Source organism: Chloracidobacterium sp., from assembly GCA_015075585.1.
Lineage (GTDB): Bacteria > Acidobacteriota > Blastocatellia > Pyrinomonadales > Pyrinomonadaceae > OLB17.
Genome location: JABTUB010000002.1, coordinates 301,182 through 314,602, shown reverse-complemented (window position 1 = coordinate 314,602; position 13,421 = coordinate 301,182). Strand labels below are relative to the sequence as shown.

The 13,421-nt window shown below is 50.4% G+C and carries 15 protein-coding genes; 3 read left to right on the top strand and 12 right to left on the bottom strand.

The genetic code is table 11. From position 1 onward, the window contains the following. Window positions 1-32: 32 nt before the first annotated feature. The 12 genes from HS105_10490 to mqnE all read right to left on the bottom strand — a co-directional run bounded on the left by HS105_10490 (window position 33) and on the right by mqnE (window position 9,679). The gene (locus tag HS105_10490; GenBank protein ID MBE7517021.1) at window positions 33-458 is read right to left on the bottom strand and encodes an SRPBCC domain-containing protein; all 426 of its coding nucleotides are present in this window, start codon (window positions 456-458) and stop codon (window positions 33-35) included. A gap of 543 nt (window positions 459-1,001) precedes the next feature. Then, window positions 1,002-1,445: a transposase gene (locus tag HS105_10485; protein MBE7517020.1), complete on the bottom strand. Its 444-nt coding sequence runs from the start codon at window positions 1,443-1,445 to the stop codon at window positions 1,002-1,004. A 218-nt stretch (window positions 1,446-1,663) separates the two neighbouring features. Beyond that, window positions 1,664-2,218, bottom strand: coding sequence for a hypothetical protein (locus tag HS105_10480; GenBank protein MBE7517019.1), 555 nt, complete (start codon window positions 2,216-2,218; stop codon window positions 1,664-1,666). Between the two features lie 261 nt (window positions 2,219-2,479). Then, a complete protein-coding gene (locus HS105_10475; GenBank protein MBE7517018.1) occupies window positions 2,480-2,884 on the bottom strand; it encodes a hypothetical protein in 405 nt (134 codons plus the stop codon). Window positions 2,885-2,909: 25 nt separating this feature from the next. Then, window positions 2,910-3,389 (bottom strand): SRPBCC domain-containing protein, encoded by a 480-nt coding sequence (locus HS105_10470; GenBank protein MBE7517017.1) that lies wholly within the window; start codon window positions 3,387-3,389, stop codon window positions 2,910-2,912. Between the two features lie 242 nt (window positions 3,390-3,631). Next, the gene (locus HS105_10465) at window positions 3,632-4,774 is read right to left on the bottom strand and encodes a hypothetical protein (GenBank protein ID MBE7517016.1); all 1,143 of its coding nucleotides are present in this window, start codon (window positions 4,772-4,774) and stop codon (window positions 3,632-3,634) included. Window positions 4,775-4,939: 165 nt separating this feature from the next. After that, window positions 4,940-5,413 carry a DinB family protein gene (locus HS105_10460; GenBank protein MBE7517015.1) on the bottom strand — a complete coding sequence of 158 codons (474 nt, stop codon included), beginning with the start codon at window positions 5,411-5,413 and terminating at the stop codon, window positions 4,940-4,942. Window positions 5,414-5,583: 170 nt separating this feature from the next. Next, complete coding sequence (locus tag HS105_10455) at window positions 5,584-5,799, bottom strand: type II toxin-antitoxin system HicB family antitoxin (GenBank protein MBE7517014.1); 216 nt, start codon at window positions 5,797-5,799, stop codon at window positions 5,584-5,586. A gap of 48 nt (window positions 5,800-5,847) precedes the next feature. Next, window positions 5,848-6,258 (bottom strand): DNA mismatch endonuclease Vsr, encoded by a 411-nt coding sequence (gene vsr, locus HS105_10450; GenBank protein ID MBE7517013.1) that lies wholly within the window; start codon window positions 6,256-6,258, stop codon window positions 5,848-5,850. Between the two features lie 12 nt (window positions 6,259-6,270). After that, window positions 6,271-7,440 carry an NgoFVII family restriction endonuclease gene (locus tag HS105_10445; protein MBE7517012.1) on the bottom strand — a complete coding sequence of 390 codons (1,170 nt, stop codon included), beginning with the start codon at window positions 7,438-7,440 and terminating at the stop codon, window positions 6,271-6,273. Between the two features lie 14 nt (window positions 7,441-7,454). Continuing rightward, on the bottom strand, window positions 7,455-8,477 hold the full coding sequence (locus HS105_10440) for a DNA cytosine methyltransferase (GenBank protein MBE7517011.1): 1,023 nt from the start codon (window positions 8,475-8,477) through the stop codon (window positions 7,455-7,457). Between the two features lie 101 nt (window positions 8,478-8,578). After that, the gene (gene mqnE / locus HS105_10435) at window positions 8,579-9,679 is read right to left on the bottom strand and encodes an aminofutalosine synthase MqnE (GenBank protein MBE7517010.1); all 1,101 of its coding nucleotides are present in this window, start codon (window positions 9,677-9,679) and stop codon (window positions 8,579-8,581) included. A 103-nt stretch (window positions 9,680-9,782) separates the two neighbouring features. Between mqnE and HS105_10430 the strand changes: the two genes are divergently transcribed. The 3 genes from HS105_10430 (at window position 9,783) to HS105_10420 (ending at window position 13,380) form a co-directional block, all read left to right on the top strand. Next, window positions 9,783-10,685, top strand: coding sequence for a DUF72 domain-containing protein (locus HS105_10430; protein ID MBE7517009.1), 903 nt, complete (start codon window positions 9,783-9,785; stop codon window positions 10,683-10,685). 118 nt (window positions 10,686-10,803) lie between these two features. Continuing rightward, a complete protein-coding gene (locus tag HS105_10425) occupies window positions 10,804-11,133 on the top strand; it encodes a hypothetical protein (protein ID MBE7517008.1) in 330 nt (109 codons plus the stop codon). A gap of 21 nt (window positions 11,134-11,154) precedes the next feature. Continuing rightward, on the top strand, window positions 11,155-13,380 hold the full coding sequence (locus tag HS105_10420) for a nitric-oxide reductase large subunit (GenBank protein MBE7517007.1): 2,226 nt from the start codon (window positions 11,155-11,157) through the stop codon (window positions 13,378-13,380). The last annotated feature ends 41 nt before the right edge of the window (window positions 13,381-13,421 follow it).

The window sequence follows — 13,421 nt, the reverse complement described above, 5'->3', positions numbered from 1 at the left end:
TAACCGATCCGAGCATCCTGCCGTGCACGGAGCTAGCTCGAACCGAGAACTTCCGCGGAGAGCTTATCGAGGTTTTGCTCGTTGGCGGTTTTCAGAAAATCGGTCATTTTCGTCGCGAAGGTTTCGTTTTCGAAATCCTGTATCCAAGTCACCTTTGTTTGCCCGCCATTTTCAGCAAGCGCGATGGTCAGCTCATATTTTGGCAATGAAATGTGCTCAATAACGATCCTTTTTCCGGGCACGACCTCGCGAAAGACGCTCTCGTTCTCATAATTTTTCCCGTCTGGGCCATACATTGTATAGACCCAACGCCCGCCGCTCTCGAATTCAAATGTGTGAAACGTATTAGTGAATCCAGCTGGGCCGAACCAGCGGGCAAGACGCTCACCGTCGGCAAAGGCGGCAAAAACCTTATAGGCCGAGGCCGCGATGTTTCGTGAGGTCTCGAGGAGTATCATGATCCTATCCTATCAGTAAAGGCTTATCGTAACACGGCTTCGAGCGTTTCGATGTTGGAGGCGCACAGCGTTCTGAACTTAATAACAGTAGCCGGTAACGCGTGCCTTGCCGAGGTCGTCTGCGTACGTCTCGGCCGGATATTTCTTGTTTTCGATACCCATAATACAGACACAGATGCTGAGCGTGTACATACTCAGACCGACCCCATAGATCCCATTGGTCGATCCGCCCGTATATTTCTAAAGGTAAGAGCCGTATCCGATGCTCCGGTTCGAAATAATCCTGCCTTCGCTGTTCTTGCCATCCAAAAACCACAGCTTGCATTTCGCATTTACGCCCACAATAAGCCCATGCAATTCCTGCATTTCGTCGCGCTTCTAATCGGGTTGGCCGTTGATGTACTCGCTAATTTGCTTTTGAACGGTCATAGGATGGCATCCGATCTTGTCTCCGGAGGAGACGCACATTATAGCGTAGGGTGAAACCCTACGAATGCGTGGAATAAAGCGGCGCGTCGCCGAAGGTGACGAACAATTGATCGATCAATCCCAAACATATCGATCGTCATATTCGACTTTGTATCGACCCAGCAACCCGCGATACTCATCCTCAAATGTCTTCTGCGCATGATGCACTTTCTGTTCTGCAATGTACTTCATCACTCGCGGTACCTGAGACTCCCCAATTGAAAAGGCTCCGTAGCCTTCCTGCCAATAGAATGAGCGTTCATGTTTCTTCATCCAAACCGAACTGTCGCGTTTTATAACGCCGACAAGACCGCTTATGTCGATCGTCTTGCCCATTGAGATCAGTAAATGGCCGTGATTCGCCGTACCGTTGCCGATTATGAGTTTCGACCTATTGTTTTCAACGATGCCGTGAATGTATGCGTACAAGCCAGCCTCGACCTCCGGATGGATAAGATCGATGCGGTTTTTGCTCGAGAAGACAACGTGCACCAAAATTCTGACCAATGATTGCGGCATATCTTGTTCGTCCCTTTCAGGGACGGGCTGCGTTTTGGCGTCGGTACGTAGGGTTTCACCCTACGCTATATTGTCCGTCTCCTTCGGAGACAATTAGAACATCATATCGAATCGTTTCTGTGGACAAACGTCCACAATTAAATTCAAGCCAACTCTACGCGATACAGCGGCTCAATACAAATTCTGCTCTCTCTGTAGTGAATGCGATATTCGGGTACTTATTTATCGGCTGTAGGAAAGATCATTCGCTCCGCCTTTTTGCTGATCTTGCGAAGCCCATAAGTCCGATCGATCTTTCCGTTTGTTTCCCAATAGAGAACGCCATTTTCGATCACCCAGACATCATCGATCACGTCGTCTGGCATCTGTGCGGCGGACAGCTTTACGCGAAAGATCCTTGATGACGCACTCTTGACGTTGTATTCCCCGCTGTAATGTGCCCGGGCAACTATAAATGAATTACAGATCGGGATCTCACAGGCTCCGTCATTATTCGTTACGCATCGAAACGGTTTACCGTTCGCAATGCCATGAAGCTCAGCCTGCGGAAGAACGGCACCGGCGAAGTCGATCACGATTATCGTAAAGTTGTCTCGGGGAGCCTCTTCCTCCTCGACTTGCGGCGGCCCGTTTGGTTTTGGCCCGACAGCTCTTATACGATTCCCGGCTAACGCGATCCATTTTCCGATAGTGCGTTGGTTATTGAAAAGGTCACCGTCCAAGACTCGTTCGAAAGTATGATCGGATCGTATCTGAATGGTTTGACAGGCCATTTCACAAACCTGATACGCACCAACAATTTTCGATTGCCCCGTAGCAATGACTGTACCGAATAAGGCAACGGCCGCAATTGCAAAAACTATTCGTTTCATACTGCTCGTTGTTTGAGGATCGACCGATTTCCTTAGTTGTAGGCTAGCGAGATATGACACGGAACCTACCCCGGTTCGTATCCCGCCGACGGCTTTTGCTGCGCGGATGCTGCTATCGTCGAAATCGCCGCGAGGACAATTGCTAGAAAAAATCCGTTCTCTTCATCGACGGCCTCCGATCTTTGCGGCGAGGAACGCCACCGGAATGTAGAGTGCAAGATCGCCGACGACAAACCACAACGGAGCCGGGATGAGCGTGGCGGCGTATATCCCACCCAAAAGGAACCAAGCTCCGATAGCGATGGCAAATATCATCTTGGCGGACGGAGCGATCTTGGCGGCAACAAACGCACCGACAAAGGTCCCGAACTGATGAGCTAACAATGTGCCCGCAAAGTTCGCCATCGTGAGCTTATGTGCGTTCGCCTTTACGCTTTCGGCGTCGAATAGGTTCATCCCGTCCGGCAAGCCGAACACAGCATTCGAAAGCATTAGGATGCCGAAATTTACGAGACTGCCCACAACGATCCCGGCAACGACCGCTAAAATTCCTTTAACTATTTTCATAGTTCCTCCACTCCTACCATTCTGACTAACGATTCAGGCTTGCTAAGAGTTCTTTCAGGTTCTCGAAGGTCGCCTCGGTCCCTTCCTTAAAGCCCATTGCGATTACCCGTTCCATGCGTTCGAGCGATTCATTGTATATCGAAACGCTGACCTTTGTGCCGTCGCCATTGTCCGAAAAATTGAGGTCCCAGTCCGAGCCGGGAAGGTCAAGGTTCTCGTTCTCGTCGGCAAATGCGTTGAAGAACTTGAAGTTCGTCTTGGGCGTGATCGAAGTATATTTCTGGACCGCCCAACGCTCCTGGCCCTCGGGGCTTATCATCGCATAGAACCTGCGGCCGCCGACCTCAAAGTTCATGGCCTTCGTTCTTGATATAAAGGGCTTCGGCGCCCACCATTGATCGAGAAGTTCGGCCCGCGTGTACGCATCCCAAACCATATCACGCGGGGCATCGAACTCCGCCGTGATCGTAACGGTCTTGGTGTTCTTGTTAATGTTGAATTCCATATTGATCAGCCTTCTTTCACCACAGAGGACGCCGAGTTCACTGAGACATCCGAATTTACACTGTGTTCGCCGTGGTTAACCGCTTCCGGCTTATTATTTGATGTCGGCCTCGCCAAAGAGGACGCAGAGATCATTGCGGACTGTTAGTTTACTCTCTGTGGGCCCTATGATCTCCGTGGTTAACAGTTCTTGTCCGGTTCGACACTGGCAGCAACCCGCAACGCTATATCGACGGCTTTCACCTAGTTCGACGAGTAGTTCTTCAGCTCGCCGTTGAGCCATTCGAGATTCCGATCCAATCGGCTGATCTCGCTCTTTGCCCCGTCGATCGCCGCTAGCTTTCCATCAGCTTTCAAAATGCGCTCATTTTTAAGAAGATATTCTTTGAATTCTGCGAGAAATGCCGCCGTTTCCCCTTTCATCTCTTGGAAACGCTTCAGCTCAGCGCCATATATGAAACTCTTGTCGCCGTCCAAGCGACGCTGCCGGATTCCGGCGGGCGACTCAAATCTTTCTTGATAGGCTTTTTTGAATGCCGCAAATCGCTCGATGAAGGGAAGTTCGCGGGATAAGATATCTCTCTGCTGCCGAAGTGCCTCGTTGACGGTCTGATCTTTTGTCGCGGCTTTTGCAGCGGACACGGATCCTTTCGATGAAGCGGTCGTTTTCTCAAACTCCTCAGCGGATCTCTTTAGATCCGCCCTTGATACGCCGTTAGCCTCGGCCATTTCCAAAAATTCGTCAATCTCATCGCCCTTCTTTTGCGAAACTCCGGCGATGATCGTTAGAGATTCAAGGGCCCGCTTTGTAACCGCAGATGCCATAACGGCCTTGTTACCGTCGAACGATGCGCCGAGCATAACGACAACATTCCCGATCAAAGCCGTTCGGTAAAAGAGATTTGCATTCCGGCCCGCACTTTTGGCGGTCCATGAGAGTGAGGGGATAGATATCCGAACCTTGCCCGCCCGTCGAAGGTCGGTTACGGACAGCGATCCTGCCGGCCCATCCGTGACCTTGATCTTTTTTCCACTCTCTGCGGCCCGCATCCAATTGAACCACTGGCGATGTGCCTCTAGTATTTCCTGATCTGCCAGTGTTTTCGAAGTGTCTGCGAACTCGGCGGTCTTCGTAAACCGGATCATCATCGATCCGCCGGCGCTGTTGAGAGTAACTCCATCCTCTGCTTTGCGTGTGATCGAAAGCCCTTTTTCTGCGACCGTTAATCGGAACTGAGGAGTCGCCGCAGTGTAATGTATCGTCAGACCGTCGTTTGTAGCAGCGACCGAAAACGGCCGATCCGCCTTCGTCTGCGCCAACATTGCGGCAGGTGCGAACAATACGAGAGTCAACACAAAAATAAGCGGGTGGTTGCGAAGGTTCATACCAATTGAAACTCGTTCAATTATTAACTAGATCTCGTGGAGTGTCGAGCTTTCGCCGTGCCTAGGCTGGTTAGATGCAATTCAGCCGTCGATGGGTTTCTTGTCCGCGAAAAGATCTTTCGCGGTCGAGAGGTCGAGGTCGGATCGATAGCGGGGACAAGTTTCCTAATCCCAATCCTTCTTGAGCAGGAGTTCCTCGATGCGATACGCGTGGAACATCTCGTGGTTCAGAAGATGCCGGAACATTATGAACACCGAATAATGATCGAACGCCTCGTGCACGGCCTCCTTTTGCCATTCGTCGGGTGATAACTGCTTGAGCCTTTCTACAAGCGACGCGCGCTCGCGGACGTAGCGGTCGAGCGAGGCGTCCAGATCGACCTCGAGCATCGCTCCAGCCTCGTCCTCGGGAGAATTCTCAATGGTTTTGATGAGTGGCTCCGGCCCCGACAGGATCAGATCAAGCCGCGCCCGAAACGCGACGTCCGACTGCGACAAGTGGATCGCGTGCTCATACGCCGACCATTTCCCCTCGCTCGGCCGCCGCTTCAATCTATCGGCCGGAACCTCCCGGATCAAAGGAATGATCACACCCGGCGCCGTCTCCAATGCAGAAATCAAAATGGTCGTATCGCTCATTCGTCCTGGCCTAGGTTTCAACCGCCATTTCCACCGTCATGAAGGCAGTTGATTTGTCGCACAGTGAATGCCGCCTCCGCCGCGGTCGACCGCAGTAGCTGTGGGTGAGTTCGCCGCCGTCGGATAGGGCAGTCGATGTCCTAGGAGTCGAAGTGCGGAGCGTGAAATGTCTAACCTGCCATCACGTCAACATAATCACTTCGCGACAATGCAGGCGGAATTGCGGCACCGGACTCAGACAGATCTTCCAGATGTAATTCGATGGCCTCCTGAATGAGTTGTTTGACCTCGGCTTCGGTTTCGCCGACAGCGACGCACCCCGGAAGGTCGGGAACGTACGCTCCACAACTCGTTTCGCCTTTTTCTATGACAACCATGTATCGCATTTCTATTTTAAAGCACCATAAGAACAATATACATGAGAGGCTGGAGTTTCATTTATCCAATACCCTTTGAATCTTCTTTATTAATTTGTCCGCATTCTTGATTTCACATTCCCAAACAACGCACACTTTCCATCCTAGGGCTTTCAGATTTTCAATATGTTTGCGATCCCGAGACACATTTCCCAGAAGTTTCAATTCCCAATATCCGCTGTTACTCTTTGGCATATTTGAACGCTTGCAACCTGTATGCTTATGCCAAAAGCAGCCGTGAACAAAAATTACCGTGTCGTGTTTCTTGAGAACGATATCCGGTTTGCCGGGCAGGCTTTTGACGTTTTTTCGGAATCTATACCCGAGACGGTGCAGAAGTGAGCGGGCCGCGACTTCGGGCCTAGTATTCACGCTTCGAATACGTGACATATTGCTACTTCGTTGTTTTGGAGTAATGTTATCAACCACGACAATCGACTATCAGCTATTCGCCTCTTTGAAATCGTCGAATGAACCTGTTTGAACGACATCAATCTCGTAGTTAAGTTCGCCGATCTTATCAATTACGACACTATCGACGCCAAGCCCGTCCAAATATTTATACTCAACTAGTGTCTTTTCGTCGAGATTCATCAGTCCACGTAACAGCCATTCTCCTAAATCACTGTTTGGGTTGCTCATAAGTGCCTTGCCATTGTCTTGGCAAACTGCTGCACTAACCAGTTGATCATTCGATAGCCTCAAATTGAAGGCCACCTTTCGAGGCGGAAAAAAGCTGGGAAACGTTTTATGAATCCACGAAGGTATTGGAATATAGACTTCGTTCGAGTTGCGAGGTCTTCCATCAGCTCTCCACTGATTCAAACCACTTTTCTCAGGAATATACTTTTCACCGTTCCTAACGGAATACAGCGGTAAATAAATTCTAGGATACTTCACCGCATATTTCGCAGGAACGAACAATGTCTCATCCTTCTTGATGAACTTTTCTACGACGCTTTGGTCATCTTTGGTAAGTAGGTCCTCAAGCAATTCAAAGGGATCATCAAGAATATCAATGTCACTTTCTAATAGTACGTTGTCTCGCTCAAACTTCCGATATAATGTGCTTTTTGAGTTAACAAAGCGATATTCATTAGTACCGTCATTAAACGAGATTGCTGCCTCGGTCGTTTTAGTTATTTGTATTTCCGACAGATTTATGGGGTCGGCATTACATTCATAGACATAAATCTTATTATTACCGCGTGTAACACAATGATAAAAAATATCTTCAATCTGACACCAAGCTTTTGTGGCCGATAATCTGTCATTTCTAAGTTTTGCAATCTCTAATATTTTCTCGCCTTCAACCTTGTTCTTATAGAGGGGATTGTTTTTATTAAACTCGGCAATCTTCTCAAAACTAATCCCGCCTTTATCAAGGAACGTTTTGATGCCAATGCCTTTTTTCTCTTTTTTCGCATCGGCCGATACGTCAGATCTCGATAGGTTTTCAGCCTCAAAGGCCTTACAAAACAAGTTTTCGGCTATACGATAATCAATGTAAGGTTCTGAGTTTGCGGAAAACAGCCGAGTTAGCGAACCAACGATTCCCAACATCTTCAGATAATATTCTTGCTGTTCTAGATTCTGGAGATTGGTAAACATCTATTCCTGCTATATTAGCCTGCGGTCGAAAAATTAGCCGTAATAGTCGGTGAGTTATGGGGCTCCGAAACTTGCTCCACTTCTTCCGGTTTGACATCAAGAACCTGTATAATTTGTTCAGCTATTCTCTCAACAAGCGAAACAGTAACCGAGTTCCCGATTTGATAATACTTCTTCGTGTCAGACAACTCTTTAGGAAATACGTGGGAATCTGGAAACCCTTGGAATCGCGCGCATTCTCTTGGCGTGAGTTTTCGTATGCCGTAAGCATCTCGAACAAGTGGGACATTATGCCCACCAGTACCCATGTTTGCGGTGAGTGTGGGACAAGCATTACTTTTGTTTTCTCTCACATAAGTCCTTCGCCATTGATAAATCGTATTTGGGTTTTTAATTGCTTCGTTCATCTTGGCAAAATACATATGTGAAGGCGGATAATAATATTTATCCTCCTGCCTTTCGTGCTCAAGAATTTCATGAATCGTCTTTGTAAGCGGTGTCCTCTCAGGAAAGGTAAAGTCGAAATAGTCCTTAACTTTCTCTTTATGGAATCCGACGATGAAGATTCGTTCCCTTGTTTGTGGAACATTTGCATAATTTCTTGAATCCAAGACCTGTGTATAGACCTCATAATCCAATTCTTCTTTCAAAACCCTTGTGATTATGTCAAATGTTGTGCCGTGGTCGTGGCTAACTAGTCCTTTGACGTTTTCGAGTAAGAAAGCCTTTGGCTGGTGTACTGCCAGGATACGGGCGACATCATAAAACAACGTTCCGCGTGTATCTTCAAATCCCTTTCTATAACCGGCCACACTAAATGCTTGGCACGGAAATCCCGCAAGCAACAGATCGTGTTGTGGTATATCAATGGCCTTGATCTTGGTTATGTCGCCCCAAGGACGCTCCCCAAAATTTGCAATGTAGGTTAACTGTGAATGTCGATCCCATTCAGAACTAAAGACGCACTTTCCATATGGTTCAAAAGCCAATCTTATACCGCCGATTCCAGCGAAGAGATCAATAAAACTCAGTGACATAAATATATATTTTAATGAAGGTTTTCAGCCATTTTACAAGAAACCCTTGTGTTTATATACAGCGACTTGAAACCATCGCATAACCAGATTCAACGATGACGTTACACTGCGGCGACGCGGTTATAAACCGTATCTCTTTCGACGGCCTCGAATCCGGCGCGGTGGATAAGGTCGATGATCTCGGCCTTTGTCATTTTTACTTCGCCGCCGGATTCGACGGAGTAGCTGTGGGTGAGTTCGCCGCCGTCGGTGATGGTGCCGTCGAGGTCGTTGGCCCCGAAGTGGAGCGCGGTCTGGGCGGTGGCTTTGCCGAGCATTACCCAGTAGGCCTTGATGTGGTCGAAGTTGTCAAGCATCAGGCGTGAAACGGCGATGGTCTTCAGGTTGTCGATGGCGTCGGGGCCGGGAAGCGTCGAGAGTGCTGTGCCGGGCGGATAAAAAGCGAGCGGGATGAAGCATTGGAATCCGCCTGTTTTGTCCTGCTGCTCGCGGAGACGGACGAGGTGATCGATGCGGTCCTCGATGGACTCGATGTGGCCGTAGAGCATCGTGGCGTTGGTCTTGAGGCCCGCTTTATGCACCTTTCCGGCGAGTTCCAGCCAGCGGTCGCCGTCGCATTTGTGGTCGCAGATGCGCGAACGCGTCGGTTCGGCAAAGATCTCTGCACCGCCGCCGGGGCACGAATCCATCCCCGCGGAGTGGAGCTTCTCGATCACTTCCTCGTCGCTCATCTTGTAGAATCTCGCGAAGAAATCAAGCTCGACCATCGTGAGCGCCTTTAAGTGCAGCTTTGGAAATTCGCGTTTTAGAGACGAGAAAAGATCGGTGTAATACTCGAAAGGAAGTTTCGAGTTCAGCCCGCCGACAATGTGCAGTTCGGTCGCACCTTCGGCGACTGCGTCGCGGGCTATTTGCACGCCTTCTTCGACCGAATGCGTATAGGAGCCTTCCTGACGCGCACGCTTATAAAAGCCGCAGAATTTGCAATCCGCGACGCAGATATTCGTGTGGTTGAAGTGCCGGTTGACGTTGTAATACGTCGTCAGGCCGTGCTTTCGCCGGCGTACGGTGTCGGCCAATTTTCCGAGCGCGTTCAGATCGGTCGTCGCGTAAAGTGCGAGCCCGTCGTCAAACGACAACCGCTCGCCATCCTCGACCTTGAACGCAATATCCTGTAATTTCGGGTCAAATGAAAACTGCATATTTAGCGTTAAGTTTACCAAAATTGAATTTGCCTGCGAAACAAGCGAACATACACGAGAGTTATCTGTAATTCGTGGCGATCTTAGCGGGCAAGTCATTGTTATGAAATTCGGCAAGGTTGATGATCCGGAGAGTGTTGACCTCACAATATCGCGAGATCATCCTGACACGAAACGGGTTTTGGCGAAGAGCAATGCAAAGGAGCTGCGCATATATGTCGGGTGCGCCAAGTGGAACAAGACCGATCTCAAGGGTTTTTATCCGAAAGGGACGAAGGACGAGCTACGGTATTATTCGACACAGTTCAACTGCGTAGAGCTGAACGCAACCTTCTACCGAATGTTCAAGCCGGAGGTCTTTCAAAATTGGTACGCGAGCGTGCCGAAAGGCTTCAAGTTCTGTCCAAAATTGTCGCAGTCGATCTCGCATTATCGGCGGCTGAAGGAGGTCGAAGAGCTTGTTGATATCAGCGTGGCTAATATGTCGCTGCTCCGCGAAAAGCTCGGCATGCCGTTCCTGCAGATGCACAATAACTTCAAGCCAAAGGATGCGGAACGTGTCGCGGCGTTCATCGAATATTGGCGGCAGTACAAGATGCCGCTCGCGGTCGAGTTCCGCCATACGGATTGGTTCAACGACCGCGACACTTCTGCCCGGCTTTACAAGCTGCTCGAAAAGTATAAGATAACGAACGTACTTGTCGATACCGCCGGGCGGCGTGACCTTATGCATATGCGGCTGACAACCCCGACGGCTTTTGTCCGCTGGGTCGGTGCAAATTCTGCTGATATCGACCGGCGGCGTCTCGATGAGTGGGTGCGGCGTATCGCTAAGTGGAAAAAGGTTGGCCTGAAGAACCTTTATTTTTTTGTCCATCAGAATGTTGAGCGCGAATCACCCCTGCTTGCCGCATACTTCATAGATCGCCTGAACAAAAAGCTTCATACCGAGCTGCGTATTCCGCAAACCCTGAATTCTCGAGGTGAGCCGGAAACGATATGCTGACAGAATAGTTCAGTGCCGAGCGGCCAAAAGTTATTAATTTGGTTAATCAATAGGCAAATCGCTTTTGATGTTCGCGGTGATACAGGTGTCTGTGGCAGAGTATTATCCTGAAGCTGTAATGAAACATATTGAACATATCACCGATCTTGCACTTGGCGGACAGATCGATGCTGCGTCGCCAAAGGCACGCGAAATTTACGACGGGCCCGGCCGCAAGCTTATCGAGATCACGCTTTCTGACGGCGGAGTTCTCGCAAAACATATATCGCACGATCCGATCACGGTACTTTGCGTGTCCGGGAACGGAACATTCAGGGCCGGACCCGGGCTTGAGGAATCGATCGTGATGACGCCCGGAGTTCTTATCACGCTTGCGGCGGAGGTCGAACACGAAGTGACCGCCGAGCCTGATATCAAGCTTCTGGTAACGAAGTTCAGACCGTACTGATGCTTTAATTGAGGAATAACAATGAAAAGACTTTGGTTTCTGTTAATTGCAGTTTGTGTGTTCTCCTTCGCAGTCTTGGGGCTTATCGGCGCCGAGATCTTTCGGCAGGCGCCGCCTATCCCTACGAAGGTGGTTACCTCCGACGGAGCCGTTATGATCCCGAACGAAGACATAATGAACGGTCAAAATGTCTGGCAGGCGATGGGCGGTATGCAGGTCGGCTCTATCTGGGGGCACGGAAGCTACGTTGCGCCTGATTGGACGGCGGATTATCTGCATCGCGAGGCCGTGTTCCTGCTCGATGAGTGGGCAAAGGAGAAGAACGGCGTCGAATTCTCGCAGCTTGGCCGCGAAGATCAAGCAGTGCTTAGGCAGCGGCTTGAGGATACGGTAAGGGCAAATAATTACGATCCGGCGACGGGCGTTCTGACGGTTGAACCACTTCGTGCCCGGGCATTCCAGCTTAACCTCGAACACTATACAGATGTTTTTGCCAACGGCAATACCGATTATGCGATCCAACGCGGAGCACAATCCGATCCTGTAAAACTACGGCAGTTGAACTCATTCTTCTTTTGGACGGCTTGGGCATCCGCAGCCAATAGGCCCGGCGATACGATCTCGTACACGAGCAACTTTCCGTCCGAGCCGCTTGTGGGCAACGTGCCGACGAGTTCGGCAGTTGTTTGGACGGGCGTCAGCGTCATCGTCCTGATCGCCGGCATTGGTGCGATGGTTTGGTTCTACGCCGGATGGCGAAAGTCGTCCGATGCGACGGATGCACCCATGGCCGACCCGTTGATCGGGCAGATGCTGACGCCGTCACAAAAGGCGACCGTGAAATACTTCCTGGTCGTAAGCCTTCTGTTTCTGCTGCAGATAGCAATGGGAATTGTCACAGCCCATTACGGCGTCGAGGGCGGCGGGCTTTACGGCATCCCGTTGGCGGAGTATTTGCCGTATGTCATAACGAGGACTTGGCATACCCAGCTCGGCATTTTCTGGATCGCAACGGCGTGGCTCGCTGCGGGCCTCTTTATCGCACCGTACATCTGCGGGCGCGAGCCAAAAGGCCAAAAGCTCGGTGTCGATCTGCTTTTCGGTGCGTTGCTGATCGTTGTACTGGGGTCGATGGCGGGCGAATGGCTGAGTGTTATGCATAAGCTCGACGGCGACCTGTGGTTCTGGTTCGGTCATCAGGGCTACGAATATGTCGATCTCGGCCGTGTGTGGCAGGCTGCCCTCTTCATTGGACTGCTGCTGTGGCTGTTCCTTGTGGGCAGAAGTGCCGTCGCGGCCCTTCGTTCAAAAGAGAATAACAAGTCGCTCGTGCTGCTCTATCTTGCAACGACCGCCGGTATTGCCCTCTTCTATTCACCCGGTCTTTTCTGGGGTGCCCGTTCGCACCTTACCGTGGTTGAGTATTGGCGTTGGTGGGTCGTGCATCTTTGGGTCGAAGGTTTCTTTGAGGTATTTGCGACCGTCGTTATCGCATTCCTCTTTGCACGTCTGGGCGTGATCAAAGCTGAGATCGCCGCATATACATCGCTGCTTTCAGGTGCGATATATTTGAGCGGCGGCATTATCGGAACACTTCATCATCTATATTTTGCGGGTACGCCGACAGTCGCACTTGCATTTGGTTCGGTGTTCAGTGCACTTGAGATCGTGCCGCTCGTTTTTGTCGGTTACGAGGCGATCGATAACGTATGGCACTCACAGGCGCGCGAGTGGCTGGCGCAATATAAATGGATCGTTTACTTCTTTGTCGCGGTTGCGTTCTGGAACCTTGTCGGTGCCGGTGTGTTCGGTTTTATGATCAATCCGCCGATCGCACTCTATTATATGCAGGGCTTGAACACGACAGCGGTACACGCGCACGGTGCTTTGTATGGCGTTTACGGTACGTTGGGCCTGGCGTTGACGCTCTTTTGTTTGCGGGCAATGGATCCGGAACGCAAATGGAATGAACGGCTGCTGTCGTTTGCATTCTGGTCGATAAATATCGGAATGCTGCTTGAGATACTGCTGAGCCTGCTGCCGATCGGACTGATGCAGACATATCAGTCGGTCGCGCAGGGTTATTGGGCGGCACGCAGCCCGGAATTCATGCAGACAAGCGTTATGGACATACTCCGATGGATGCGAATGGTCGGCGATACGATCTTTGCCGTTGGGGCGGTCGCATTCATTTGGTTCACGCTCAAACTTATCTTTGCACGGCCGACGCGGGTCGCTGCAGCATAAAGTTCGGCGGTTCGATGGTAAGCGGCGGCAGGTGTTCAACG